Genomic DNA, 26,638 nt, shown 5'->3' with positions numbered 1-26,638 from the left:
GGCCGGGGCCGGGACCAGCCGAGGGCCGGCGAGGGGAGGCCGAGCCGGGGGCCGGGGAACGAGCAAGCCCGCCGGCCCCGGAGGGGTCGACGGGCTCGCTCGGTACGACGGATCAGGCGGCGAGGCGGCGCGCCAGGTTCTCGTCGAGCGCGTTCATGAACTCGTCGGTGGTCAGCCACGGGGCGTCCCGCGAGATCAGCAGCGCGAGGTCCTTGGTCATCTGGCCGCCCTCGACGGTGTCGACGATGACCTGCTCCAGGGTGTTGGCGAACTCGGTGACCGCCGGGGTGCCGTCCAGCTTGCCCCGGTGGGCCAGGCCCCGGGTCCAGGCGTAGATCGAGGCGATCGGGTTGGTCGAGGTCTTCTCGCCCTTCTGCCACTGCCGGTAGTGCCGGGTGACCGTGCCGTGGGCGGCCTCGGCCTCGACGGTGCGGCCGTCGGGCGAGAGCAGCACCGAGGTCATCAGACCGAGGGAGCCGAAGCCCTGCGCGACCGTGTCGGACTGCACGTCACCGTCGTAGTTCTTGCAGGCCCAGACGTAGCCACCCTCCCACTTGAGCGCGGCGGCGACCATGTCGTCGATCAGCCGGTGCTCGTAGGTGAGGCCGGCGGCGTCGAACTCGGCCTTGAACTCGTTCTCGAAGACCTCGGCGAAGATGTCCTTGAACCGGCCGTCGTACGCCTTGAGGATGGTGTTCTTGGTCGACATGTAGACCGGGTAGCCCCGGTCCAGGCCGTACCGGAACGACGCCCGGGCGAAGTCCCGGATCGAGTCGTCGTAGTTGTACATGCCCATGGCGATGCCGCTGCCGGGGAAGTTGGCGATCTCCATCTCGATCGGCTCGGCGCCGTCGGCCGGGGTGTAGGTGATGGTCACCTTGCCCGGGCCGGGCACGACGAAGTCGGTGGCCCGGTACTGGTCACCGTGGGCGTGCCGGCCGATGATGATCGGCTTGGTCCAGCCGGGGACGAGCCGCGGCACGTTGGACATGATGATCGGCTCGCGGAAGACGACGCCGCCGAGGATGTTGCGGATGGTGCCGTTCGGCGACCGCCACATCTTCTTGAGCCCGAATTCTTCCACCCGGGCCTCGTCCGGGGTGATGGTCGCGCACTTGACACCGACGCCGTGCTCCTTGATGGCGTTGGCGGCGTCGACGGTCACCTGGTCGTCGGTGGCGTCGCGGTGCTGGATCGACAGGTCGTAGTAGTGCAGGTCGACGTCGAGGTAGGGCAGGATCAGCTGCTCCCGGATCTGCTTCCAGATAATCCGGGTCATCTCGTCGCCGTCGAGCTCCACGACCGGGTTGTTTACCTTGATCTTCGCCATCGGCCGGCGCTCCTCTCGGGGGACACATGCTCAAGCAGTACGAGCGTACTGGACGCGCCCGAACCGGGAACGTCGCGGCCACCGGTTGGCCGACCGCCCGGGACTGAAACCCTCGGGACCACCCGGCTCCCGGACCCTCGCGTCACGAGCGGGCTGCCGGTCCGGCATTTCGGTCAGCGCGCTCGGACGGGCCGCCGGGCCCGGCGCGGAATTACCCCACCGGGCCCGGAACATGCAGGTACGCGCGCCGCGCTCAGCCAGCCTGCGCCGGGTCGTGCATCCACTGCACCAACTGGAGGATCACCCCGTTGGGGTCGGTGACCTGGAAGAAGCGCTCTCCCCAGGGTTCGGTCTGGACGGGTGTGGTGATCGGCACACCGGCCGCCTGGATCTTGGCGTACTCGGTGTCGATGTCGTCGACCACGAAGGCGACGAGCACCCCCTCGGCCCGCTGGGCCTTGAGGCTCGGCGGCTGAAGGCTCTCCAGCCCGGTACGCAGGAAGATCAGGTTGAAGCCCACCCCCTCGCGGGTCAGTGACACGAACCCCTCGGCCGACATCTCCTCCCGGAACCCGAAGTGCTGCTTGACGAAGTCAGCCGAGGCCGAGACGTCCTGGACGTTGAGCGAGATGGCCGATCCGGTGATCTGCACGTGCCCTCCCAGAAGCTAAATCTTCGTACATTGTACTACGTACTGCGTACGGTGATTTGACCTGCGAGGATCCAGGGATGCCCCACCGGACCGGAGGCGGAGATCCCGCCCACACCCTGCGACTTCTGTGGCGTCGAACCGAGGAGGGCCCGCGGCGCGGCCCACGCCAGGGCCACTCGCTGGACGACATCGTGCAGGCCGCGATCGAGTTGGCCGACGGTGCGGGGCTGGACGCGGTGACCATGCGGTCGCTGGCCAAGGCGATCGGTGTGGCGCCGATGACCCTCTACACGTACGTGCCGGGTAAGGCCGAACTGCTCGACCTGATGCTGGACGCGCTCTACGCGCAGATGCCCCGGCCGGACCGCTCCGGCCAGTCGTGGCGTACCCGGGTGGCTGCGCTGGCCCAGGACAACCGGGAGCTTTTCGCGGCCCATCCGTGGGCTGCGGAGGTCGCCACCGGCCGGCCGCCGCTGGGGCCGGGCCTGATGGCCAAGTACGAGTACGAGCTACGTGCCTTCGACGACACCGGCCTGGACGATGTGACCCGGGACGCCGCGTTGACCTACGTCCTCGACTTCGTCCGGGCGGCGGCCCGCTCCGCGATCGAGGCCCAGTCCACCCGGCAGGCCAGCGCCTGGACCGACGAACAGTGGTGGACCGCCAACGCCCCCCTGCTGGCCGAGGTCCTCGACGAACGGCGGTACCCCACCGCCGTCCGGGTAGGTGCCGCCGCAGGCGCCGCCCACAACGCCGCCTACCACCCGGACCACGCCTACACCTTCGGCCTGACCCGAGTCCTCGACTCCCTGACCGCCCTGATCACTCCCCCACCCCCACCCCAACCCGCCCACCCTTCCCCCTGACGATCAAGAGGTTTGCGTCTCGGATCGGTTCCTCCGAGACGCAAACCTCTTGATCAACTCAGCAAAGGGGGTGGGTTACATGGAGGCTACGTCGGCCTGCTTGGCGCGGACGGCCTCGGCGGCCTCCTTGAGGGCGGCCAGCTCGTCGGCGTCGAGGTCGGTCTCGACGACCCGCTTGACGCCCTGGGCGCCGATCTCGGCCTCCACGCCCAGGTAGACCCCGGAGATGCCGTACTCACCGTCGACCCAGGCGCAGACCGGCATGACCTCGCCGGAGTCCTCCGCGACGGCCTTGGCCATCCGGGCGGCTGCGGCCGAGGGGGCGTAGTACGCCGAGCCGGTCTTGAGCAGCGCCACTACCTCGGCGCCACCGTTGCGGGTCTTGACGACCAGCTCCTCGATCTGCTCGGCGGGCATCGCCTCGCGCAGCGGCTTGCCGTTGACCGAGCTCTTGGAGGGCACCGGCACCATCGTGTCGCCGTGCGAGCCGAGGGTCAGGGTCTTGACGGTCTTCACCGGTACGTTCAGCGCCTCGGCCACGAAGTTGGTGAACCGGGCGGTGTCCAGCATGCCGGCCTGGCCGAGCACCCGCTGGTGCGGGAACTGGGTGGCCAGCTGGGCCAGCGCGGTCATCTCGTCCAGCGGGTTGGAGACCACGATCACCACGGCGTTCGGGGCGTACTTGGCCACGTTCTCGCTGACCTGGCGGACGATCTTCGCGTTGGTCTCCAGCAGGTCCATCCGGCTCATGCCCGGCTTGCGGGGCAGACCGGCGGTGATGACCACCACGTCCGAGCCCTCGATGGCCTCGTAACCCTCGCCGTTCGGGCCGGTGGTGACGCCAACGATCTTGGTCTCGAAGCCCTCGATGGCCCGCGACTGGTTGAGATCCAGGGCGAGACCCGCGGGCTTGCCCTCCACGATGTCGGTGATCACGACGGTGTCGAAGACGTCGTACTCGGCCAGGCGCTGTGCGGTGGTGGAGCCGTAGAAACCGGCGCCGACGACAGTGACTTTCTTACCCATGGTCGTCCCACTCCCTGATACCAGTCGGTTTTCCGGACCGTATCAGCCATGGTGGCACCGATCAGGCCAGGGGCGGACGGTTATGAGCAGCTAGGGGGTTCCGTTGCGCCGCCTTGGGTGTTAATAGGGGACCCTTGCTCTACCGGAGGCGTTAAGAAGGTGCCCTTCCTTACACCTCAGCCGCGTTCGGCGCGCTCCACCACGTTGCTGAGCAGCATGGCGCGGGTCATCGGGCCCACGCCGCCGGGCATCGGCACGACCTTGCCGGCCACCTCGGCGACCTCCGGGTCCACGTCGCCGGTGTAGCGGCCCTTGCCGTCCGGGCCGATCACCCGGGTGATGCCCACGTCGACCACTACCGCCCCCGGGGTGATCATGTCGGCGGTGAGCAGCCCGGGCACCCCGGCGGCGACGATCACGATGTCGGCGGCCCGGGTGTGCGCGGCGAGGTCCAGGGTGCCGGTGTGGCACAGGGTCACGGTGGCGTTCTCGCTGCGTCGGGTGAGCAGCAGGCCCAGCGGACGGCCCACGGTGTTACCCCGGCCGACCACGGCGACCTTGGCCCCCCGCAGCGGCACCTCGTGCCGGCGGAGCAGTTCCACGATGCCGCGCGGGGTGCACGGCAGGGGCCCCTCGTAGCCGAGCACCAGCCGCCCCAGGTTGACCGGGTGCAGACCGTCGGCGTCCTTGTCCGGGTCGATCAGCTCCAGCACCCGCTGGGTGTCCAGGTGGCCGGGCAGGGGCAGTTGGACGATGTAGCCGTGGCAGGCCGGGTCGGCGTTCAGCTCGGCCAGGGTCTCGTCGACCTGGGCCTGGGTGGCCTCGGCCGGCAGTTCCCGCCGGATCGAGGCGATGCCGACCTCGGCGCAGTCCCGGTGCTTGCCGTTGACGTACGCCTGGGAGCCGGGGTCGCTGCCGACCAGCACCGTGCCGAGCCCGGGCACGATGCCCCGCTCCGCCAGCGCCTTCACCCGTGCCCGCAGTTCGTCCTTGATCTCAGCTGCGGTCGCCTTGCCGTCCAGAAGCGTCGCCGTCACGCCTCAGATCGTCTCATGACCGGTACGTCCGGCTGGCGTGGACCAGGCCAGCTCACCGACACCCGGGCCGAGGCACCACTCTCCGCAATGTGCATATCATCACGCTAGGTGATCGCCTGGCGGGGTGTTCGGTCCTCGGGCCGGACAATCAGGCGAGAAAACCCCGGAGCCCGGCAGGCCGACGCACCGGCCCCGACTCGCCACCAACCTCCCCCAGCCTCCCCGAAACCTCGCAGACTTTTGCCCGCTGATGTCGCGATAAAGCGGGAGGAACTTATAGCACGGGCAGGGCTACCCGACCAGCATCAGAACCCCGTTCCGTTATCCGTTCGCAACCGGCACGTGGTCGACCGCAGCTCACGGATCTACCGTTGCTTCTCGTTACGCAGAGTCACCCAGTGCCGGGTCCGGCTGCGTTGCGTAAGGAGATGAGGAGGCCTGATGCGTGTTCGTAGGCTCGCGGCCTGGACCGCTATCCCGCTCGCGGTGACCCTGGGCCTGGTGGCCTGTGGCTCGGGTGGCGGCAGTGGGTCCGGCGAGAGCGACCCCCATGCGGCCGTGCGGATCGAGATCGCCGAGCCGCAACACCTGGTGCCGACCAACACCAACGAGACCAGCGGCTCCCAGGTGCTGTCGGCCCTGTTCAGCCCGCTGGTCGACTATGACGCAGCGCACAAGCCGTACGAGGTGGCGGCCGAGTCGATCACGTCCGAGGACAACACCACCTGGACCTTGAAGCTCAAGGACGGCTACACCTTCCACAACGGCGAGAAAGTCACCGCCGACAACTACATCGACGCCTGGAACTACGGCGCGTACGCCCCCAACGGGCAGAACTCCAGCTACTTCTTCGAGAAGATCGCCGGCTACGAGGACCTGCAGGGCGAGACCCCCAAGGCCACCACCCTCAGCGGGCTGAAGAAGGTCGACGACCAGACCTTCACGGTCACCCTGTCCCAGCCGTACAGCGAGTTCAAGTCGATCCTCGGGTACACCGCCTTCTACCCCCTGCCGAAGGCCGCCTTCTCCGCCCCCGGGGTGCTGGCCGAGGGGTACGAGCAGGCGCCGATCGGTCAGGGCCCGTTCAAGATGAAGGGCACCTGGCAGCACGACGCCAAGGTCGAGGTCGAGCGGTACGACGCCTTCCCCGGCGAGCAGCCGAAGGTGGCCGGTGTCGAGTTCCGGATCTACCAGCAGCTCACCGCCGCGTACGCGGATGTGCTGTCGGACAACCTGGACGTGATCAAGACCATCCCCACCGAGAACCTGTCGACGGCCTCCGTCGACCTGGGTGACCGGTTCCGGCAGACCCCGGCCTCCTCGCTGCACTTCCTGGCCTTCCCCACCTTCCAGGACGAGTTCAGCAACCCGGACGTGCGCAAGGCCATCTCGATGGCGATCGACCGCGAGGAGATCACCAAGTCGATCTTCAAGGACTCCCAGCAGCCGGCCCGCTCGTTCGTCTCGCCGGTCGTGGCCGGGTACCGGGACAACACCATCGGCACCGCCGGTGAGTTCGACCCGGTCAAGGCCAAGGAGTTGTACGAGGCCGCCGGTGGCCCCTCGAAGATCACCCTGTCGTACAACGGCGACGGTGGTCACAAGGACTGGATCGACGCCACCTGCAACCAGCTCAAGGCCAACCTGGGCGTGGAGTGCGTCGGCAACGCCGAGCCGAAGTTCGCCGACCTGCTGACCAAGGTCAAGGACAAGCAGTCGGTGGGCCTGTTCCGGATGGGCTGGGTCATGGACTACCCCTCCATGGAGAACTACCTGGGCCCGCTGTTCAGCAGCAACGGCTCGTCGAACTACTACGGCTACAGCAACCCCGAGTTCGACAAGCTGCTCGCCGAGGGGGTCAGCGCCTCCAGCGAGGAAGAGGCGATCAAGAAGTACCAGGCCGCCGAGGACCTGCTGGCCCAGGACATGCCGGTGGTGCCGCTGCGGTTCGGTCAGAACAACTTCGGGCACTCGACCAAGGTGAAGAACGTCGAGGTGGACGTCTTCGACCGGGTCGACCTGCTCAAGATCGAGGTCGTCAAGTAACCCAGGCAGGAAAAGGCGGGTCGGGTCATCGCGTGATGACCCGACCCGCCACGGCATTCGCCCTTTTTCAGGGAGACTGCCAAGTATGTTCCGCTTCATCGTGCGGCGGCTGCTCCAGATGGTCGTGGCCTTCTTCGGCACCACCCTGATCGTCTACGCCCTGATGTTCGCCGGTCAGGGCGACCCGATCCAGGCCCTGGCCGGCGAGCGTCCCGTCACCGCCGCCCAGCGGGCGTACCTGACCGAGAAGTACCACCTGGACGCGACCGGTGTCGGCGGCTTCTTCTACCGCTACTTCGACTATCTGAAGAACCTGGTCCGGGGCGACCTGGGCGAGTCGCTGACCGGCCGGTCCATCGGGGAGATCCTGGCCAACGCCTGGCCGGTCACCATCAAGTTGGCCCTCATCGCCATAGCGGTAGCCGTCATCTTCGGGGTCACCGCGGGGGTGCTCGCCGGCATCCGGCGGGGCAGCATCTTCGACAACTCCACCCTGCTGCTGACCCTGCTGGTGCTCGGCATCCCGACCATCGTGCTGGCCCCCCTCGCGCAGTACCTCCTGGGCGTCAAGTGGCAACTCTTCCCGGCCACCTCCGGAGCCGACCCGGACTTCTACGCCCTGCTGCTGCCCGGCCTCGTGCTCGGCTCCCTCTCCCTGGCCACCGCGCTGCGGCTGACCCGTACCTCGGTGGCGGAGAACCTGCGCGCCGACTACGTGCGTACCGCCCGGTCCAAGGGCCTGCCGAGGCGACGGGTGGTGAGCGTGCACGTGCTGCGCAACTCGCTGATCCCGGTGATCACCTTCCTCGGGGTGGAACTGGGCAACCTGATGAGCGGCGCGATCATCACCGAAGGGGTGTTCAACATCCCCGGCGTCGGCTTCAACCTCTTCCGTGGCATCCGCACCGAGGACGGCCCCCTGGTGGTGGGCATCGTCAGCGTGCTCGTCGTGGTCTACCTCGTCTCCAACCTGGTGGTGGACATCCTGTACGCCGTACTCGACCCGAGGATCCGGTATGAGTGACTTCGAAACGGTGGCGTCCACGGAGAACCAGGACGCCCGACGGGGGGTGTCCGGCGATCCGCGTACCCCGGGTCGGATCGGCCAGCCCAACAAGCCCCGCAGCCTGGCCGGCGACGCCTGGCGGGACCTGCGCCGCAAACCCATCTTCTGGATCAGCCTGCTGCTGGTGCTGCTGATCACCGCGATGGCGGTCGCCCCCGGGCTGTTCACCCGCAACGACCCGGCGGACTGCGTACTGGCCCGCCAGCATGCCGCCCCCTCGGGCGGGGCCTTGTTCGGGTACGACTTCCAGGGCTGCGACACGTACGCCCGGGCGGTCTACGGGGCCCGGGCCTCGTTGCTGGTCGGCGCCCTCTCGGCCCTGCTCACCGGAGTGGTCGCGCTGGTCGTGGGAATGCTGGCCGGCTACTTCGGCGGCTGGGTCGACGCGGTGCTGTCCCGGATCGTCGACATCGTGCTCGGCATCCCGCTGCTGCTGGCCGCGATCGTCCTGCTCAAGCGGGTGGCCAGCGACAGCGCCACGGTACGACTGGCCTCGGTCATCTTCGTGCTGGCGGTGCTCGGCTGGACCACGACCGCCCGGGTGGTCCGCTCCTCGGTGATCACCGCCCGGCAGCAGGACTACGTGGCCGCGGCCCGGATGCTCGGCGCCGGCAACGGCCGGATCATGTGGCGGCACATCCTGCCGAACGCGCTGGCCCCGGCGATCGTGGTGCTGACCATCGCCCTGGGTTCCTTCATCGCCGCCGAAGCGACCCTGTCGTTCCTCGGGATCGGGCTGAAGGAACCCACCATCTCCTGGGGCATCGACATCAACAACGGTCGGGTGCACATGCGGGAGTCGGCCACCCCCCTGGTGGTCCCGTCGACCTTCCTGGCCCTGACCGTGTTGGCGTTCATCATGCTCGGCGACGCGATCCGCGACGCCTTCGACCCGAAACTGCGGTGACGCCGTGCGAGCGCGAGGAGTGAGCGCAGCGAGCCCCGCAGTCGCGAGCGAAAGGCCAGCACAGCCATGAGTCAGCACACGGTCGAGCCGACGCCAGCCTCCCCGACACCCCCCGGCGGCGGCCACCTGCTCGAGGTACGGGATCTGCACATCGAGTTCCGTACCGGGGAGGGGGTGGCCAAGGTGATCAACGGGGTCAGCTATCACCTGGACCCCGGGGAGACCCTGGCCGTGCTGGGCGAGTCCGGCTCCGGCAAGTCCGTCACCGCCCAGGCCATCATGGGCATCCTGGACATTCCGCCGGCGAACATCCGCTGCGGCGAGATCTACTACCAGGGCCGGGACCTGCTGGCCCTGCCGGAGGAGCAGCGCCGGCAGGTACGGGGCAAGGAGATCGCGATGATCTTCCAGGACGCCCTGTCCGCGCTGAACCCGGTCTTCCCGGTGGGCTGGCAGATCGGCGAGACCCTGCGCCTACGGCTCGGCATGTCCCGGGCCGACGCCCGCCGTCGCGCGGTGCAGCTGATGGAGCTGGTGCAGATCCCGGGGGCGGCCGGTCGGCTGGGCGACTACCCGCACCAGTTCTCCGGGGGTATGCGCCAACGGGTGATGATCGCGATGGCGCTGGCCATGGAACCCAAGGTGCTGATCGCCGACGAGCCGACCACCGCCCTGGACGTCACCGTGCAGGCCCAGATCATGGATCTGCTCGCCGACCTGCGGCGCGACCTGGACATGGCGATGATCCTGATCACCCACGACCTGGGGGTGGTCGCCGACGTGGCGGACCGGATCGCGGTCATGTACGCCGGCCGCATCGTCGAGCACGCCCAGGTCCGTCCGCTGTACCGGGCGCCCGCCCACCCGTACACCAAGGGGTTGCTGGAATCGATCCCCCGCCTGGACCAGCGCGGCGGGAAACTCTCCACCATCCCGGGGCTCCCCCCCAACCTGATGCGCATCCCCGGCGGCTGCCCCTTCCACCCCCGCTGCCCGTACGTGCAGCAGGTCTGTGTCGACGTGGTGCCGCACGACCTGGTCCTCGCAGACGGCCGGACCAGCGCCTGCCACTTCGCGCAGGAGGTGCACGATGACCGCGCCAGCTGACCCCGCCACCGTCCGGGGCGAGAAGATCCTCGACGTCGACCAGGTGGTCAAGCACTTCCCCATCACCTGGGGAGTGCTGTTCAAACGGAAGGTCGGCGCGGTCAAGGCGGTCGACGGGGTCAGCTTCACCCTGCAGCGGGGCGAGACCCTGGGCATCGTCGGTGAGTCCGGCTGCGGCAAGTCCACCCTGGCCCGCCTGCTGATGCGGCTGGAACGCCCGACCGCCGGGCGGGCCACCCTGGCCGGACGCGACCTGTTCGCCGCCTCCGGGGGCGAACTGCGCCGGATCCGGCGCAACATGCAGATGGTCATGCAGGATCCGTACACCTCCCTGAACCCCCGGATGACGGTCGGCGACATCATCGGCGAGCCCTTCGAGATCCACCCGGAGGCGGCGCCGAAGGGCAGCCGGCAGCAACGGGTCCAGGAACTGCTCGACGTGGTCGGGCTCAACCCGGAACACATCAACCGGTACCCGCACCAGTTCTCCGGGGGACAGCGGCAGCGCATCGGCATCGCCCGGGCCCTGGCCCTGCGCCCCGAGGTGATCGTCTGCGACGAGCCGGTCTCCGCGCTGGACGTCTCCATCCAGGCCCAGGTGATCAACCTGTTGGAGGAACTCCAGGACGAGTTCGGCCTGTCGTACATCTTCATCGCCCACGACCTGTCCGTGGTCCGGCACATCTCCGACCGGATCGCGGTGATGTATCTCGGTCGGATCGTGGAGATCGGCACCGAGGAGCAGATCTACGAACGGGCCACCCATCCGTACACCCAGGCGCTGCTCTCCGCCGCACCGCTGCCCGACCCGGAGGCCCGGGACCGCCGGGACATCATCCGGCTGACCGGCGACGTGCCGAGCCCGGCCGACCCGCCGAGCGGCTGCCACTTCCGCACCCGCTGCTGGAAGGCGCAGGAGATCTGCGCGATCGAGGATCCGCAGGCGGTACCCCGGGCGGCCGACCCGCACCCCTCCGCCTGCCACTTCGCCGCCCTCCGGGAGTAAGGAAGGGCCCCTTCCTAACGCCTCGCGTAGAGGAAGGGACCCTTCTTAACATCGGGCACCGCCGGGCGGTGCCGGGACGCCGGGCGGCGCCGGAGGTCAGTGGAAGAAGTGGCGGGTGCCGGTCAGGTACATGGTGACCCCGGCCTGCTTGCAGGCGGCGATCACCTCCTCGTCGCGGATCGAGCCGCCGGGCTGCACGATGGCCCGGATGCCGGCGTCGATGAGGATCTGCGGGCCGTCCGCGAAGGGGAAGAAGGCGTCCGAGGCCGCTACCGCCCCGCCGGCCCGGTCGGCACCGGCCCGGCTGACCGCCAGGCGGGCCGAGTCGACCCGGTTGACCTGACCCATGCCGACACCCACGGTCGCACCGTCGCGGGCCAGCAGGATGGCGTTGCTCTTGACCGCGCGTACGGCCCGCCAGGCGAAGGCCAGGTCGGCCAGGGTGGCCTCGTCGGCCGCCTCGCCGGTGGCCAGCCGCCAGGTCGCCGGGTCGTCGCCGCCTGCGTCGATCGCGTCGCGCTGCTGCACCAGTACCCCGCCGGTGACCTGCCGCCACTCGGCCGACTGCGGCCGGAACTCCGGCGCCCGCAGCAACCGGATGTTCTTCTTGGCCTGGAGCACCTCGGCCGCACCGGGCTCGTACCCGGGGGCCACCACGACCTCGGTGAAGATCTCCGCGATCTGCCCGGCCAGCTCGACCGAGACCGGCCGGTTCACCGCGATGACCCCGCCGAAGGCGGAGACCGGGTCGCAGGCGTGGGCCTTGCGGTGGGCGTCGGCCACGTCCGTGCCGACCGCGATGCCGCACGGGTTGGCGTGCTTGATGATGGCCACCGCCGGCTGGTCGGCGAAGTCGTTCGCGGCCCGCCAGGCGGCGTCGGCGTCGACGTAGTTGTTGTACGACATCTCCTTGCCGTGCAACTGCTCGGCCTGGGCCAGCCCGGCCGGGCTGGCCGGGTCGGCGTAGACGGCCGCCCCCTGGTGCGGGTTCTCGCCGTAGCGCAGCACCGCCTGGCGGCGCAGGGCCAGCCCGGCGAACTGCGGCCACCCCTCGGCGGCGGGGACCAGGGTGGTGGCGAACCAGTCGGCGACGGCCACGTCGTACTCGGCGATGTCGGCGAAGGCGCGGGCGGCCAGGGCCCGGCGCTGCGCCAGGGTGAAGCCACCCTCGTCGAGGGCGGCCAGCAGCAGGGGGTACGCGGCCGGATCGGTCACCACCGCCACGGAGGCGTGGTTTTTGGCGGCGGCCCGCACCATCGCCGGGCCACCGATGTCGATCTGCTCGACACACTCGTCCTGGCTCGCGCCGGAGGCGACCGTGGCCTGGAAGGGGTACAGGTTCGACACCAGCAGGTCGATCCCGGCGATGCCGTGCTCGTCCAACTGGGCGGTGTGGGTGTCCTTGCGCAGGTCGGCGAGGAGCCCGCCGTGGATCTTCGGGTGCAGGGTCTTCACCCGGCCGTCGAGGATCTCCGGAAAGCCGGTCACCTGCTCCACCGGGGTCACCGGTACCCCGGCGCCGGCGATCGTCGAGGCGGTGCTGCCGGTGGAGACGATCTCCACACCGGCGGTGTGCAGCGCCTGGGCCAACTCGACCAGCCCGGTCTTGTCGTAGACGCTGACCAGTGCCCGCCGGATCGGGCGGCGCCCGTCATGGATGGAACTCACTCCAACTGTGACCTTTCTTCCGGTGATCGTCCAGCCCTCGCGGACCAGTCGGCCCACCTGCTCGACGAGTTGCTGCCGCTCGGCTTCCTTGATGCGCTCGGTGAGGGTGTCGACGTCGTCGTCGTCGAGGACGGGCACCGCCACCTGAGCGACGATCGGGCCGGTGTCCATTCCGGCGTCGACGAAGAAGAGGGTCGCCCCGGTGACCTTCACCCCGTAGGCGAGGGCGTCACGCGGGCCGTGGATACCGGGGAAGGCCGGCAACAGGGTGTTGTGGGTGTTGAGGTAGCGGTCGCCGAAGGCGGCCAGGAAACGCGCGCCGACCAGCTTGAGGAAACCGGCCGAGATGACCAGGTCGGGTCGGTGCTCGGCGACCCGGTCGGTGAGCGCGGCGTCCCACTGCTCCCGGGTCGGATGGTCGGCGACCCGCTCCACGAAGGTCGGCACCCCCGCGGCGACCGCCCGGTCCAGCCCGGCGATGCCGTCACGGTCCGCACCCACCGCGACCACCCGGGCTCCGTACGCCTGGTCGGCGGTCGCGTCCAGCAGGGCCTGAAGGTTACTTCCGGAGCCGGAGATCAGGACGACGATGCGGGCGGGCTCGTTCACCGGCACACCCTATCCGGCCCCCGACCGAGGTCCGGACGCTGGGCGCAACCGGATCGGCAACTGCCGAATTGGCGTGGACCAGGTACGCTGCCGGTCGCTCGGGCCCGGCGCGCGTCCGGCCCGCACCCGTCAGTGAACGCAACCTGAGGAGCACATCGAGATGCAGCCCGGATACCCCTCGCAACCGCCTCAGCAGATCGACAACAACATGACGATGTCGATCGTCGCGATCTTCCTCTTCTGGCCGCTGGCCATCCCCGCGCTCATCAACGCCTCGAAGGTCAACACACTGCTCCAGCAGGGTGACTACGCCGGTGCCCAGGCCGCCTCGGCCGAGTCGAAGAAGTGGTCCAAGTGGGCCCTGATCGTCGGCATCGCCTGGATCGCGATCATCCTGGTGTGCTGCGTGGGCAGCAGCCTGGTCGGCGCGCTCAACAGCAGCACCGCGATGAGCTACTGATCCGGATGCAGCCTGGTAACCCCGGTCAGGACCCGTACGGCCAGCAGCCGCCGTACGGCGACCCGACCTCCTCGCCGCCCGCCAATCCGTACTCTCCGCCGCCGGCCAACCCGTACGCCCCGCCGCCGGCCAACCCGTACACCCCGCCGGTGGATCCGTACAGCCCGGCGGCGGATCCGTACGCGCCGTCCGAGTCGGCCCCGGCTGATCCGTACGGTCAGCAGCCGGTCTCCTCCCCTCCGCCGGTGTCCCCGGCGCCGCACGCTCCGTACTCCCCGGCGCCGCACGATCCGTACTCCTCGCCGCCGGCCAACCAGCCCCCGGCCTACGGGCAGCCGAACTACGGGCAGCCCGCCTATGGGCAGCCGACCTACGGACAGCCGCCGATGTCGGGCCAGCCCTACGGCGACCCGTACGCGGCACAGCAGTCGTACGGTGGCGGACCGATGTACCCGCAGGCCGGCTTCGCCGCCCCGGGTGGCCAGCAGAACACCCTAGGCCTGGTCTCGATGATCCTCGGCATCGCGGCGATTCCGCTGTTCTGCTGCTATCTCGGCATTCCGCTGGGCGCGGCCGCGCTGATCACCGGGTGGCTGGGCAAGCAGAAGGCCGACCAGGGTCTGGCCAGCAATTCGGGGCAGGCGCTGGCCGGCATGATCTGCGGTGGTGTCGGGGTGCTGCTCGGCCTGCTCCAGATCGTGCTGCTGGTGATCAATATCAGCCTGCCGACACAACTCTGAGCACCACGCATCGAGGGGCGTTCCGGATCACCGGGACGCCCCTCAGCCGTCTGCCCACCGGGCTGAGCGATCCGCGCCGGACCCGCGGAAGGCGGTGGCGACAGCCTCCGCCTTCCGTCGTCAGGCGGCTGCCCGGGCCAGCCAGCGAACGGCGGCGGCGCCGAGCACCGCGCCGGCACCGATGACCAGAGTCGAGGCGAGGGCCACCTGCCAACCGACCGGGCCGAGGTCGGCCAGCCGCCCCCCACCCAGCGGCCCTCGGGAGGCCTGGGCGGCCACCCCCATCAGCAGCCCGGTCACCGGCCCGGTCGACACGGCCGACAGGAACAGGGTCCCCCAGCTCAGGGTCGTCCGCTGGGCCATGACCCCGCGGAGCAGCCGACGGGCGAGCAACCCGCCGACGACCATCCCCACCAGGGCCGGCAGGGCCAGGATTGACACCGACCAGAAGCCGTCCACCGGCCCACCGGGCAGTCCGGCGAACAACGGTATGGCCGGCAGCGCTCCGACGGCCACCTCGCTGGTCCGTACCGCGGTGTCCGTGCCGACCGCGAAACCGGGACCCAGCAGGTAGCTGGTGGCCCAGACGGTGGCGTTGGGGGCGTAGGCCAGACTCACCAGGGTGATGCCGGCCTGACCGGCCACCCCGGTGCGGTACGCGCCGATCAGATCGGCCGCGTCACCCCCGCCGGTCGCCACCGCCAGCCCGGCCACGGCCGCACCCACCCCGAGCAGCACCAACCCGGCCACCAGCCCCGCCTGGGCCCCCTCCCGCAAGGGCTTCGGGGTCCGGGCGGCGAGCAGTTCGGAGACCCGGCTGGTGCGGGCCGCTCCGACCCCGGCGGCCAGCAGGCCGAGCAGGCCGAGGGTCAGCCCGGCCCGCACGGCCGACACATTCATGCCGCCGGCCCCGACCAGCAACGCCCCCAGCACCCCCAACAGGGCGTACGCGACCCCGACCGCGACCGCGGCGACCAGGGTCCGGCCCGGTGACCGGCTGCCTCGGGCGCCGATGGCACGGGTGACATGCACCCCGGCCCGGGACAACCGCCACAGGGCCAGGGCGGTGACCGCCAGCGGCACCAGGCCCAGCGGACCGGTGGCGGTGTCCAGGGGCACCCCGTGGCCCAGCAGCCACCCGGCCGTGCCCGCGCGTACCGCACCTAGCAGGCTGGCGGCACCCTCGCTGAGCTGGAACAACCAGATCACGAAGGCCACCGGGAGCCAGGAGGTCAGGGCGGCACCACCGGCGGCCACCAGGGCGGCGATCACCAGCGGGGCGTGGTTTCGACCGGTGGTCTGACCACGGGGGGACGGCACCCGACGCGGCGGGCCGGCACGACCGGGCGGCCGGTCGCCGGCCTCCCGGGCTTCGTGGGCCCGCCGGGGCTGGTCAGGGGTGACGGATGACATCGGTTCTACTCTGGCATGCCGCGCCGCGGTCGGCTGTCCGACACCACGCCACCCGGATCATCAGTTGCCCAATTCCGCGTGGCACCGCGGGTCCTGCTCTAGCCTCGGCACCAGGCAGCCGTGACACCTCGCGGCGACTAGCGTTCGGAGGAAGCCGTGTCCACTGCTTATCCGCCGCCCCCGCCACCACCGCCGGCCGGCCGGGACCGCACCACCCTCTGGGGGGTGCTGGGGATCGTCACGGGCCTGCTCTGCTGCGGCATCCTCGGCATCATCTTCGGCTGGCTGTCGATCCGTGACGCGCGGCGCTTCCGCCAGTCCCCGGTGCTGGGTTACGTGGCGATCGGCCTGGGTGTGCTCAACATCGTGCTCAGCCTGGTCCTGCAGGCCACCGGGAACTACCCGTACTGGAACCGCTGAGGGGCCGACCGACCGGTCAGCCCCTCAGCGCGGTTCAGCGGTCCTCCGGTCAGCGACCGGACATCAGCTCCCGCATCAGCTTGGCGGTCTCGGTCGGCGTCTTGCCGACCTTGACGCCGACCGCTTCCAGTGCCGCCTTCTTGGCGTCGGCGGTGCCCGCCGAGCCGGAGATGATCGCACCGGCGTGGCCCATGGTCTTGCCGGGGGGCGCGGTGAAGCCGGCGATGTAGCCGACCACCGGCTTGGTGACGTTGGCCTTGATGAACTCGGCCGCCCGCTCCTCGGCGTCACCACCGATCTCACCGATCATCACGATCGCGTCGGTGTCCGGGTCCGCCTCGAAGGCGGCCAGGGCGTCGATGTGGGTGGTCCCGATGATCGGGTCACCGCCGATGCCGACGCAGGTGGAGAAGCCGATGTCGCGCAGCTCGTACATCATCTGGTAGGTCAGGGTGCCGCTCTTGCTGACCAGGCCGATCCGGCCGGTGCCGGTGATGTCGGCCGGGATGATGCCGGCGTTGGAGGCGCCCGGCGAGGCGATGCCGGGGCAGTTCGGCCCGATGATCCGGGTCCGCTCCCCCTTGGCGACGTTGTACGCCCAGAAGGCGGCGGTGTCGTGCACCGGCACCCCCTCGGTGATCACCACGGCCAGCGGGATCTCGGCGTCGATCGCCTCGATCACCGCGCCCTTGGTGAACTGCGGCGGTACGAAGATGACGGTGACGTCCGCACCGGTCTCCTTCATCGCGTCGGCGACGCTGGCGAACACCGGCAGTTCGGTGCCGTCGAAGTCGACCGTGCTGCCCGCCTTGCGGGGGTTGACCCCACCGACGACGTTCGTGCCAGCGGCGAGCATCCGTCGGGTGTGCTTGGAACCCTCGGAACCGGTCATCCCCTGAACGATGACCTTCGAGTCCTTGGTCAGCCAGATTGCCATGATCAGACCCCCGCAGCCGCCAGCTCGGCGGCCCGCTCGGCCGCGCCGTCCATGGTGTCGACCCGCTCGATCAGCGGGTTGTCAGCGCCGTCGAGGATCGCCCGACCCGCCTCGGCGTTGTTGCCGTCCAGTCGTACGACCAGCGGCTTGGTGACTTCCTCGCCGCGCTGCTTGAGCAGGTCGAGGGCCTGGACGATGCCGTTGGCCACCGCGTCGCAGGCGGTGATGCCGCCGAAGACGTTGACGAAGACGCTCTTGACCGAGGGGTCGGAGAGCACGATCTCCAGACCGTTGGCCATCACCGCGGCGCTGGCGCCGCCACCGATGTCGAGGAAGTTGGCCGGCTTGACGTTGCCGTGCCGCTCCCCCGCGTAGGCGACCACGTCGAGGGTCGACATGACCAGACCCGCGCCGTTGCCGATGATGCCGACCTCGCCGTCGAGCTTGACGTAGTTGAGGTCCTTCTCCTTGGCGGCCTGCTCCAGCGGGTCCACCGTGGCCTGGTCGACCAGGGCCTCGTGGTCCGGGTGCCGGAAGCCGGCGTTCTCGTCGAGGGAGACCTTGGCGTCCAGCAGCAGCAGCTTGCCGTCCTTGGTCTTGGCCAGGGGGTTCACCTCGACCAGGGTGGCGTCCTCGGCCACGAAGGCCTGCCACAAGCCCACCGCGGTCTCGACGACCTGGTCGGCGACCTCGGCCGGGAAGCCGGCCGCCTCGACGATCTCCCGGGCCTTGGCCTCGTCCACGCCCTTGACCGCGTCGATCGGGGCCTTGACGACCTTGTCCGGGGTGTCGGCCGCGACCTGCTCGATGTCCATGCCGCCGGCGACGCTGGCGATGCAGAGGAAGGTACGGTTCGCCCGATCGAGCAGGTATGAGAAGTAGTACTCCTCGGCCACGTCGGCGGTCACCGTGATCATGACCTTGTGGACCGTGTGACCCTTGATGTCCATGCCGAGGATGTCGGTGGCCCGGGCCACCGTCTCCTCCGCGCCCTCGGCCAGCTTGACGCCGCCGGCCTTGCCTCGGCCGCCGACCTTCACCTGTGCCTTGACGACCACCCGGCCGCCGAGGCGTTCGGCGATCGCGCGGGCCTCCTCTGGGGTCGTTGCGACGCCGCCGGCGAGCACGGGCAGACCGTGCCGCTCGAACAGGTCCCGCCCCTGGTATTCGTACAGGTCCACGATTGCGCGTCCCGTCCCGTCTCTGCGGCGCACCGTCGCGCCGCCACCAGCGTATGGAAAGAAAACAGTGCGATGCCTGACATCAGTGGAAGTTGAAGCAGGCCATTGGGCGCAGCCTAGCGAGGACGGCACGAGGGGCAACCGAGCGGGTGCGCGGTGTGCCCTAATCCACAGCCTGCCCGAAGTCCCGCACCACGACGGCCCGGCGGCCCGGCACCAGGTCACCCGTTCGAGCGATCTGGCCGGTCCGCAGAGGGATCTCGCTGCTGGTGCGTAACCCCGCCGGCAGGGCTTCGTTGAGTCAGATGTCGGCGCGCTGGAAAGCGCGAGGACAGGAAAGCGGCCGATGCCCTGTCGGTCGAGGGGTGGCGGCGGGGCATCGTGCATAGAGGGGCCGGACGTGTGAGGGGTGCGTCCGGCCCCTCACTCTGCCCGTCGAACATCCGGGTCCCGGCGTACCGGCCGGTCGAACCCGGCCTCAGGCCACCGGCTGGGCCACGTTCTCCCGCACCCACTCCACGATGGACTGGGTGGTCGCGCCCGGGGTGAAGATCTTGGCGACGCCGAGCTGCTCCAGCTCCGGAAGGTCGGCGTCGGGGATGATGCCGCCCCCGAAGACCACGATGTCGCGGGCGTCGCGCTCGTCGAGCAGTTCGAGCACCCGCCGGAACAGGGTCATGTGCGCCCCGGAGAGCACGGACAGACCCACCGCGTCCGCGTCCTCCTGGATCGCGGTCTCCACGATCTGTTCCGGGGTCTGGTGCAGGCCGGTGTAGATGACCTCCATGCCGGCGTCCCGCAAAGCCCGGGCCACCACCTTTGCGCCACGGTCGTGACCATCCAAGCCTGGCTTGGCGACGACGACCCGAACACGAGAGCTCATCTGCGCATCCCTTTCACCGGCATAGCGGCAATCACCTGAACGAACGGTAACCCGCACAGCCTGGCCCGGGAAACCGGGGCGAGAGAGATCGCACACCAGCCTCCGACCCCCGAGGAGAATCGCGGGACCCTTTCACCCTCGGGAACTGCACTGCGGGCACCTGAGCCGTCAAGGAGGACGACTCAGCCGAACGGTCACGGTGCGCTACGAAAGGATGATGACCCGGACAGCCAGGAGAGGCCCAAAGACCTGACAATGGTGGACGGAAAGGGACAGAATGGAGCGGTGAATTCGGCGCTCCGGCTTGTGGCTCGCCTGACGGTTGGCTACCGTGTCCACGGTTGTCATCAGGTCTACGGACGGGTGACGACGCGGCACCAGCCACCACCGGGATCTCGGTCCGGGTGGGGGCCAGGCCGCATCGGAACCCCGACAACGGAGGGTATGCGTGCGTCAGCGCCTGTCGTCTGAGCCCGATCGATATCGCGGCCGCCGCCGCGTACCCACCCCCCCACGCAGCCGCTACGCGGCAGTCGTCACCACCGCCTTCGTCGGCGCCGGTGTGGTGGCCCTGGGCGCCGGAGCCCTGCCGGACGCCAAGAGCGTCAACCCCTCGGTGCTGGACGAGCTGAAGCAGGCGTCGATCAGCAGCCAGGGTGCGGCGGACCGCGCCGACGCCGCGGACCGCGCCTCCCGGGACGGCCGGGGGGCTTCGGAGATCGTCGCCGACTCCGGTGTCTGGCTGCTCCCCCTGCAGGGCTACGACTTCAACTCCCCGTACGGCATGCGCTGGGGCAAGCTGCACACCGGCATCGACCTGGTCGCGCCGGAAGGCACCCCCTACGTGGCGATCCACGAGGGCAAGGTCACTAAGGCAGGCTGGTTCGGCGGCTACGGCTACGCCGTGATCGTCCAGCACGCCGACGGCAGCGAGGCGATCTACGGTCACTCCTCGGCACTCAGTGTCCGGGAGGGCCAGCAGGTCAAGGCCGGTGACCAGCTCGGCCTGGTGGGCAACACCGGCCACTCGTACGGCTCCCACCTGCACCTGGAGATCCATGTCAAGGGCTCGCCGCTTGACCCGGTGCCCTGGCTGCAGGAGCGCGGAGTGGACATCAAGCTACAGGTCGAGGCAATCTACAGCGACGTAGCCGACTCCTGACCATCAGTAAGGCCCGTTGACCGCCCGGATCAGTCGATCCGGGCGGTTTTCTTCTGCCGGCAGGACCGGAAAGTGTCTCAGCCCACAGTGGCGACTGTGTCCGATGCCACATCGACCCTGGGTGACGGACCCGGTCAGTCGGCCCCGGCAGCGGACAGACCCGGACAGCGCAACGGGCCTGCCGTACCGGCCCGTCAACCCCCGGTACCCCTGGCCAGGCGGATCGACACCAGGATTTCGAGGTCACGTGCCACTTCGATCCAGTGAGGTCTGCCCGTGCAGGACGAGAACCCCGCCCCGTACCGGAATATCCCCGACGCTCCGGCCCGGCACCGGCGTCAGATCGGCTGGCGCAACCGCAGCCTGGTCATCGGCGCGGTAGCGCTGGTCGGTCTCGGCGGCGTCGCCGTGTCGACCCGCGACGACCAGCCCACCCCGAGCCCGGTCTCCCTCGACGCGCAGACCCAAGCCGAGGCCGCCGCCCGAGCCGAGGCCGCCGCCCGAGCCGACCGGTCGGACCGGGAACCGGTCGAGGCGAGCGCGCTCGGCAGCCCGACTCCGAGCGCCAGCCCGACCGCGGAGCCCAGCCCTACCGCTAGCGCCAGCCCCACCGCGAAGCCCAGCCCCAAGGCCAGCAAGGCCAGCCCGAAAGCCACCAAGGCCGCGCCGAAGCCGACCAAGAGTGCGACCTCGGGCTGGGTGATTCCGATGGCGGGTGCCGCCATCACCTCCTGCTACGGCCCCCGGTGGGGCACCCTGCACGCCGGTATCGACTTCGCCCTGCCGGCCGGCACCCCGGTCCGCGCCGCCTTCGGCGGCACCGTCACCAAGGCCGGTGACGTCGGAGACGGCTACGGCATCTCCGTCGTCATCGACCACGGCAACGGCTACCTGACCCACTACGCCCACCTGAGCACCACCAGGGTGAGCGTGGGCGAGAAGGTCAGCACCGGGCAGACCATCGGCCTGGAGGGCTCCACCGGCGATTCGACCGGCCCGCACCTGCACTTCGAGGTGCACCAGGGGCAGATGTGGAATCAGATCGATCCCGCACCCTTCCTGCGGGCCCGCGGCATCGAGGTGGCCTGCTGACCAGTCAGACCACCTCTGGGTCGGCCAGCGACAGGGCGGGCCAGTCCGCCAGGTCGGCGAGCATCTGCCGGTCGTGAGTGGCGACGACGACCGCCGCCGAGGTCTGGCGCAGGGCGGCGGTCAACTCGTCGACAAGCGGGGCGGACAGGTGATTGGTGGGCTCGTCGAGGAGCAGCAGATCCGGCCGTTCGGCCAGCCGCAGCGCCAGGTTCAACCGGCGTTGCTGCCCCTGCGACATCCGCCCTACCGGGGTGCGAAGGGCCTCCCGGTCGAGCAACTGGGTGGCGGTCAGCGGCAGCCGCTCGTGTTCGCCGAGGCGCCCCCGGCTCTGGAGGTGGCCGACATGCCGGTCGTACAGCTCGTACGCCAGGAGGGTGGGCGGCCAGGCCGGCACCTCCTGCCCCAGCAGGGCTACCCGGGCCCGCGACAGATGATCCACCTCCCCGGTGGAGGGGGTCAGCTCCTTGGCCAGCACCGCCAGCAGGGTGGACTTGCCCGCCCCGTTGGGGCCGGTCACCAACAGCCGGTCCGCGCCGTCGAGGCTCAGGGTGACCGGGGTACGCAGCCGCCCGGTCACGGTGACCTCCGTACAGCGCAGGAGAGGTGACCGACCCCGAGTGCTCAGATCGGGCCAGCGCAGCCGCAGGGGCGGCTCCGGCACGGTGAGTCGGTGGGCGGCGAGGTCCTCCTGGCGGCGCCGCAGGGCCTGGACGACCCCGGGGGCCCGGGACTGGCGCTGGTGTTTGCCGTGTCCCTTCTCTGGGCGCCAACCGGTGCTCAGCCGAAGCTGGGCCTCAGTCACCGCGTCGGTCAGCCGCTGATGCTCGACCTGCTGGGCCTCGTAGTCCCGCTCCCAGCGTTCGCGTTCTCGGCGCCGCCCCTCCTGCCAACCGGCGTACCCGCCGGCGAACAGCCGCGGTCGTCCGTCCTCGCTGGGGTCGAGGTCCAGGAACTCCGTGGCCACGTCGCGCAGCAGGGCCCGGTCGTGCGTCACCACCACCACCCCGCCCGGATGCTCGCGCAGCCGGCCGGTGAGGAACGCCAGGCTTGCGGCGTCGAGATGGTTCGTCGGCTCGTCCAGCATCAGCAGGTCGTAGCGGGCCCCCAGCAGGCAGGCCAGCCGAACCCGGTAGCGCTGACCCACCGACAGGGTCGACAGCGGGCGCTGCCGGTCGGTGCAGGCGTCCAGCCCGGCCAGGGCCATGTCGACCCGACGCTCCGCGTCCCAGGCGTCCAGCCTTGTGGCCGCGTCCAGGGCGGCGGCGTAGGCGTCGTCCGCACCCCGGACCCCCTCGGTCAGGGCCGTCGCCGCCTGGTCCAGGGCCCGCAGGGCGCGGCGGGACTCCCGGGTGGCGGCCCCGACGAGGGTGCCCACCGTCTCGCCGTCGTACGCCGGGAGGGCCTGCTCGGCCAGGCCGATGGTGCCGGCCCGGTCCACCGTGCCCTGATCGGGTGTGATCGTCCCGGCCAGGACGTGCAGCAAGGTGGTCTTGCCCCGGCCGTTCTCACCGACGATGGCCAGCCGGGAGCGGGCCGAGACGGTGACGCTGACCTCGGACAGCACGACCCGCCCGCCCCGCACCACCCGTACGCCGTCCGCCCGTACGTGCGCCCGGTGGCCTGCCGGCGGTTGGCCGGCGGAATACAACTCATTCACGATCATTTGTCTGCTCTTCGGCTCGTCATGGAGCCGGGCAGCACGATCACGCCGCCCGGCAGGACCCCAGGACGGCGGAACAGAGCTTGCTCAGAGAAAGCCGGTAAACCCTGCCGCCGTCAGCGGCGGAACCAGGGCTTCATCGAGACGGCGCACGAATACATGCTGCGAGGATACCGCTAACGACCTCGTCTCGTTGCCCTCGTTGATCAACGAGGGCGGGACCTCAGAGCTTGTCGATGGGGGCGTGCCGCAGCACCAACCAGAGGGTCTGGTCACCGAAGTCGATCTGGGCCCGGGCACCGGGGCCGTGCCCCTCCACGGTGACCACCCGCCCCAACCCGTACCGCTGGTGGTTGACCCGGTCCCCGGCGGCGACCTTCGGCCCCTGCGGCAGGTCGCTGGCGGTGGCCAGGCGGCTGCCGTCCACCCCGAGCTTGCGGGCCAACTGCACCGCCCGGGGGGTGCCCCCGGTGAAGGTGCCACGCCCGCCGGGGGTGCGCTCGGAGCGGCCACCCACCCCGCCGCCCCCGCCACCCCAGGAGGTGTACGTCCCTTCGGTCCGCTCCCAGCGGACCAGTTCCGGGGGCAGTTCCTCGACGAACCGGGAGGGGGGGTTGTAGGAGGGCTGCCCCCAGGCCGACCGGGTCACCGCCCGGGAGAGGTAGAGCCGCTGCCGGGCCCGGGTGATGCCGACGTACGCCAGCCGACGCTCCTCCTCCAGCTCCCGGGTGTCGCCGAGGGAGCGCAGGTGCGGGAAGACCCCGTCCTCCAGGCCGGTGAGGAAGACCACCGGGAACTCCAGGCCCTTGGCGGTGTGCAGGGTCATCAGGGTGACCACCCCCTGGTGGTCCGGATCGTCGGTCGGCACCTGGTCGGCGTCGGCGACCAGCGCCACCTGCTCCAGGAAGCCGGCCAGGGTGGCCCGCTCCCCCTCCTCGCCGGTCGCCTCGATCCGTTCGGTGTACTCCCGGGCGACGCTGACGAGTTCCTGAAGGTTGTCGACCCGCCCGACGTCCTGCGGGTCGAGGCTCTCCTCCAACTCGGTCAGGTATCCCGAGCGGGTCAGCACCGCCTCCAGCACCTCCTCCGGGGTGCCCTCGTCGGCCAACTCCCGGGCGGAGTCGAGCAGGGCCACGAAGTCGGCGATGCCGTTGGCCGCCCGGCTGGAGATGCCCGGGGCCTCCTTGGCCCGACGCAGGGCCGCACCGAAGGAGATCCGGTCGCGGGCGGCCAGCGCCTCCACACACGCCTCGGCGCGCTCGCCGATGCCCCGACGCGGGGTGTTGAGGACGCGGCGCAGGCTTACGGTGTCGTCGTCGTTGACCACGGCGCGCAGGTAGGCCAGGGCGTCCCGGACCTCCTTGCGCTCGTAGAAGCGCACCCCGCCGACGACCTTGTACGGCAGGCCGACCCGGATGAACACCTCCTCGAAGACCCGGGACTGGGCGTTGGTGCGGTAGAAGACCGCCACATCCCCCGGCCGGGCCTCGTCGGCGTCGACCAGCCGGTCGATCTCCCGGGCCACCCAGTCGGCCTCGGCGTGCTCGGTGTCGGCGACGTACGCCACGATCGGCTCGCCCTGGCCGGCGTCGCTCCACAGCCGCTTGGGTTTGCGGGAGGTGTTGCGGTCGATCACCGCGTTCGCGGCGTTCAGGATGGTCTGGGTGGAGCGGTAGTTCTGCTCCAGCAGGATGGTGCGGGCGTCGGCGAAGTCGCGCTCGAACTCCAGGATGTTGCGGATGGTCGCGCCCCGGAAGGCGTAGATCGACTGGTCGGCGTCACCGACCACGCACAGCTCGGCCGGTGCCAGCCCCTCGGTGCCGGAGACCAACTCCTTGATCAGCACGTACTGCGCGTGGTTGGTGTCCTGGTACTCGTCGACCAGGACGTGCCGGAACCGACGCCGGTAGCTCTCCGCGACGTGCGGGTGCGACTGGAGCAGGTGCACCGTCGTCATGATCAAGTCGTCGAAGTCGAGGGCGTGCGCCTCCCGCAGCCGCCGCTGATAGAGGGTGTACGCCTCGGCCAGCGCCCGCTCGTTGGGCCCGGAGGCCCGGGCGGCGAAGGTCTCCGGATCGACCAGTTCGTTCTTCAGGTTGGAGACCTGGGCGGCCAGCCCTCGGGCGGGGTAGCGCTTGGGGTCGAGATCCAGCTCCCGGGCGACCATCTGCATCAACCGACGGGAGTCGTCCGCGTCGTAGATCGAGAAGGTCGACTTCAGGCCGGCGTGCTCGTGCTCGGCGCGCAGAATCCGTACACAGGCCGAGTGGAAGGTGGAGACCCACATCAGTCGGGCGCGCGGACCGACCAGGGCGGCCACCCGCTCCTTCATCTCACCGGCGGCCTTGTTGGTGAAGGTGATCGCGATGATCTCGCCGGGGTGCACCTCCCGCGCGGCGAGCAGGTAGGCGATCCGGTGGGTGAGCACCCGGGTCTTGCCCGAACCGGCACCGGCGACGATCAGCAGCGGCGACCCGGCGTGGGTCACCGCCTCCCGTTGCGGACCGTTGAGGTCGGCCACGAGTTGCAACGGGTCGAGGCCGCTCGGCGCGGCCCGACGCGGCGGTTGCTCCGGCGGGGACACGGGGATGTCGAAGAGAGGATGCATCGCAGAGCGAGTCTATGCCGACCCCCGGACAGCCCCCGCCCGGCGGTGAAGGACGGGCCACGGTGAACCGCATCCTCGCAGGCTGCGCCGGTCGTTTTCTTGCATCCCCCGGGCCCGGGGGGGCATACTCGACGACGTGTTCGATCAGCGCTGCTACTTTTTTTACTACGGCACCGGGAGTCCGGCAGCCGTGGGTCGCGCCTGATCAATCAGACCTACGAAAGCCCCGGGCTCACGGAGCCCGGGGCTTTCATCGTCCCGGGATCCGGGTAGCGGGCACCAGACCTTGAGAGGTACCCGAAGATGTCAGACGTGATGGAGCAGAGTGGCGTCCCGGCCGGCGCCGGCCTTTCCGACCGCACCGGCGGTGCCGAGGCGACGGACGCGGTGAAGCCGGGCACCGGGACCACGGAGCCGATGGCCGCCGCCCGGATCGCCGAGATCCGGACCCGGATCGACGAGATCGACCGTACCCTCATCGAGCTGTGGCGGGAACGGTCCGCCCTGTCCCGCGAGGTGGGGGCCACCCGACTGGCCTCCGGCGGAACCCGGCTGGTGCTCTCCCGCGAGCAGGAGATCCTGGAGCGCTTCAACAGCGCCCTCGGCGCCGACGGCACCCAGCTCGCCCTGCTGCTCCTGCGCGCCGGCCGAGGACCGCTCTGACCGGCCTGCGGTGGGCAGCCCGACCGGCGGGCAGCTCCGACCCGGACGCCGGGTGGGCCGCTGCGCCGGAGACAGGAATCCGGGACGCCGGCCGTTGGT

At 70.2% G+C, this 26,638-nt stretch carries 23 protein-coding genes and 1 pseudogene; 12 read left to right on the top strand and 12 right to left on the bottom strand.

The window, feature by feature from the left end:
* Window positions 1–112: 112 nt before the first annotated feature.
* Together OIE53_RS26375 and OIE53_RS26370 are read right to left on the bottom strand one after the other, a co-directional pair.
* The gene (locus OIE53_RS26375; protein ID WP_327024138.1) at window positions 113–1,330 is read right to left on the bottom strand and encodes an NADP-dependent isocitrate dehydrogenase; all 1,218 of its coding nucleotides are present in this window, start codon (window positions 1,328–1,330) and stop codon (window positions 113–115) included.
* 253 nt (window positions 1,331–1,583) lie between these two features.
* Window positions 1,584–1,982, bottom strand: coding sequence for a VOC family protein (locus OIE53_RS26370; RefSeq protein ID WP_327024137.1), 399 nt, complete (start codon window positions 1,980–1,982; stop codon window positions 1,584–1,586).
* 77 nt (window positions 1,983–2,059) lie between these two features.
* Here OIE53_RS26370 and OIE53_RS26365 point away from each other — a divergent pair, with 77 nt between their 5' ends.
* A complete protein-coding gene (locus tag OIE53_RS26365; protein ID WP_327024136.1) occupies window positions 2,060–2,848 on the top strand; it encodes a TetR/AcrR family transcriptional regulator in 789 nt (262 codons plus the stop codon).
* A gap of 75 nt (window positions 2,849–2,923) precedes the next feature.
* Here OIE53_RS26365 and OIE53_RS26360 read toward each other — a convergent pair whose 3' ends face one another.
* Entirely contained in the window at window positions 2,924–3,874 is a 951-nt protein-coding gene (locus tag OIE53_RS26360; RefSeq protein ID WP_327024135.1) for a malate dehydrogenase, read from the bottom strand.
* Window positions 3,875–4,050: 176 nt separating this feature from the next.
* Window positions 4,051–4,911 carry a bifunctional methylenetetrahydrofolate dehydrogenase/methenyltetrahydrofolate cyclohydrolase gene (locus tag OIE53_RS26355; RefSeq protein WP_327024134.1) on the bottom strand — a complete coding sequence of 287 codons (861 nt, stop codon included), beginning with the start codon at window positions 4,909–4,911 and terminating at the stop codon, window positions 4,051–4,053.
* 441 nt (window positions 4,912–5,352) lie between these two features.
* Between OIE53_RS26355 and OIE53_RS26350 the strand changes: the two genes are divergently transcribed.
* The 5 genes from OIE53_RS26350 to OIE53_RS26330 all read left to right on the top strand — a co-directional run bounded on the left by OIE53_RS26350 (window position 5,353) and on the right by OIE53_RS26330 (window position 11,043).
* On the top strand, window positions 5,353–6,957 hold the full coding sequence (locus tag OIE53_RS26350) for a peptide ABC transporter substrate-binding protein (RefSeq protein ID WP_327024133.1): 1,605 nt from the start codon (window positions 5,353–5,355) through the stop codon (window positions 6,955–6,957).
* A gap of 85 nt (window positions 6,958–7,042) precedes the next feature.
* Window positions 7,043–7,981: an ABC transporter permease gene (locus OIE53_RS26345; RefSeq protein ID WP_327024132.1), complete on the top strand. Its 939-nt coding sequence runs from the start codon at window positions 7,043–7,045 to the stop codon at window positions 7,979–7,981.
* Window positions 7,974–8,930 carry an ABC transporter permease gene (locus OIE53_RS26340; RefSeq protein WP_327024131.1) on the top strand — a complete coding sequence of 319 codons (957 nt, stop codon included), beginning with the start codon at window positions 7,974–7,976 and terminating at the stop codon, window positions 8,928–8,930. Before OIE53_RS26345 ends, OIE53_RS26340 begins: the two co-directional genes overlap by 8 nt.
* Before the next feature lie 66 nt (window positions 8,931–8,996).
* On the top strand, window positions 8,997–10,037 hold the full coding sequence (locus OIE53_RS26335) for an ABC transporter ATP-binding protein (RefSeq protein WP_327024130.1): 1,041 nt from the start codon (window positions 8,997–8,999) through the stop codon (window positions 10,035–10,037).
* A complete protein-coding gene (locus OIE53_RS26330; RefSeq protein ID WP_327024129.1) occupies window positions 10,021–11,043 on the top strand; it encodes an ABC transporter ATP-binding protein in 1,023 nt (340 codons plus the stop codon). Before OIE53_RS26335 ends, OIE53_RS26330 begins: the two co-directional genes overlap by 17 nt.
* Window positions 11,044–11,139: 96 nt before the next feature.
* Here the strand turns inward: OIE53_RS26330 and purH are convergent, their stop codons facing one another.
* Together purH and purN are read right to left on the bottom strand one after the other, a co-directional pair.
* A complete protein-coding gene (gene purH / locus OIE53_RS26325) occupies window positions 11,140–12,711 on the bottom strand; it encodes a bifunctional phosphoribosylaminoimidazolecarboxamide formyltransferase/IMP cyclohydrolase (protein WP_327027426.1) in 1,572 nt (523 codons plus the stop codon).
* 3 nt (window positions 12,712–12,714) lie between these two features.
* A pseudogene (gene purN / locus OIE53_RS26320) lies at window positions 12,715–13,326 on the bottom strand (phosphoribosylglycinamide formyltransferase); the annotation flags it as partial.
* A gap of 154 nt (window positions 13,327–13,480) precedes the next feature.
* Here purN and OIE53_RS26315 point away from each other — a divergent pair.
* A complete protein-coding gene (locus OIE53_RS26315; RefSeq protein WP_327024128.1) occupies window positions 13,481–13,780 on the top strand; it encodes a CD225/dispanin family protein in 300 nt (99 codons plus the stop codon).
* A 5-nt stretch (window positions 13,781–13,785) separates the two neighbouring features.
* A complete protein-coding gene (locus OIE53_RS26310) occupies window positions 13,786–14,520 on the top strand; it encodes a DUF4190 domain-containing protein (protein WP_327024127.1) in 735 nt (244 codons plus the stop codon).
* Between the two features lie 120 nt (window positions 14,521–14,640).
* Here the strand turns inward: OIE53_RS26310 and OIE53_RS26305 are convergent, their stop codons facing one another.
* Complete coding sequence (locus OIE53_RS26305; RefSeq protein ID WP_327024126.1) at window positions 14,641–15,933, bottom strand: cell division protein PerM; 1,293 nt, start codon at window positions 15,931–15,933, stop codon at window positions 14,641–14,643.
* 156 nt (window positions 15,934–16,089) lie between these two features.
* Here OIE53_RS26305 and OIE53_RS26300 point away from each other — a divergent pair, with 156 nt between their 5' ends.
* Complete coding sequence (locus OIE53_RS26300; RefSeq protein ID WP_327024125.1) at window positions 16,090–16,353, top strand: DUF4190 domain-containing protein; 264 nt, start codon at window positions 16,090–16,092, stop codon at window positions 16,351–16,353.
* A gap of 49 nt (window positions 16,354–16,402) precedes the next feature.
* On the opposite strand, the gene sucD is transcribed toward OIE53_RS26300, so the two are convergent.
* The 3 genes from sucD to OIE53_RS26285 all read right to left on the bottom strand — a co-directional run bounded on the left by sucD (window position 16,403) and on the right by OIE53_RS26285 (window position 19,354).
* A complete protein-coding gene (sucD, locus tag OIE53_RS26295) occupies window positions 16,403–17,290 on the bottom strand; it encodes a succinate--CoA ligase subunit alpha (protein ID WP_327024124.1) in 888 nt (295 codons plus the stop codon).
* Window positions 17,291–17,292: 2 nt separating this feature from the next.
* Window positions 17,293–18,471, bottom strand: a complete 1,179-nt coding sequence (sucC, locus tag OIE53_RS26290; protein ID WP_327024123.1) for an ADP-forming succinate--CoA ligase subunit beta — start codon at window positions 18,469–18,471, stop codon at window positions 17,293–17,295.
* A gap of 478 nt (window positions 18,472–18,949) precedes the next feature.
* On the bottom strand, window positions 18,950–19,354 hold the full coding sequence (locus OIE53_RS26285; RefSeq protein ID WP_327024122.1) for a cobalamin B12-binding domain-containing protein: 405 nt from the start codon (window positions 19,352–19,354) through the stop codon (window positions 18,950–18,952).
* Window positions 19,355–19,802: 448 nt separating this feature from the next.
* Between OIE53_RS26285 and OIE53_RS26280 the strand changes: the two genes are divergently transcribed.
* The gene (locus OIE53_RS26280; RefSeq protein WP_327024121.1) at window positions 19,803–20,516 is read left to right on the top strand and encodes a M23 family metallopeptidase; all 714 of its coding nucleotides are present in this window, start codon (window positions 19,803–19,805) and stop codon (window positions 20,514–20,516) included.
* A gap of 276 nt (window positions 20,517–20,792) precedes the next feature.
* Entirely contained in the window at window positions 20,793–21,608 is an 816-nt protein-coding gene (locus OIE53_RS26275; RefSeq protein WP_327024120.1) for a M23 family metallopeptidase, read from the top strand.
* A gap of 4 nt (window positions 21,609–21,612) precedes the next feature.
* Here the strand turns inward: OIE53_RS26275 and OIE53_RS26270 are convergent, their stop codons facing one another.
* Complete coding sequence (locus OIE53_RS26270) at window positions 21,613–23,265, bottom strand: ATP-binding cassette domain-containing protein (RefSeq protein ID WP_327024119.1); 1,653 nt, start codon at window positions 23,263–23,265, stop codon at window positions 21,613–21,615.
* Window positions 23,266–23,491: 226 nt separating this feature from the next.
* On the bottom strand, window positions 23,492–25,876 hold the full coding sequence (gene pcrA, locus OIE53_RS26265) for a DNA helicase PcrA (RefSeq protein WP_327024118.1): 2,385 nt from the start codon (window positions 25,874–25,876) through the stop codon (window positions 23,492–23,494).
* 315 nt (window positions 25,877–26,191) lie between these two features.
* Here pcrA and OIE53_RS26260 point away from each other — a divergent pair, with 315 nt between their 5' ends.
* Window positions 26,192–26,539, top strand: a complete 348-nt coding sequence (locus OIE53_RS26260; RefSeq protein ID WP_327027425.1) for a chorismate mutase — start codon at window positions 26,192–26,194, stop codon at window positions 26,537–26,539.
* The last annotated feature ends 99 nt before the right edge of the window (window positions 26,540–26,638 follow it).

Origin of the sequence: Micromonospora sp. NBC_01739, from assembly GCF_035920385.1 — a bacterium.
Taxonomy (GTDB): domain Bacteria; phylum Actinomycetota; class Actinomycetes; order Mycobacteriales; family Micromonosporaceae; genus Micromonospora.
Note: the sequence above shows the minus strand (reverse complement) of the source record. Positions and strands in the feature narration are given on the sequence as shown.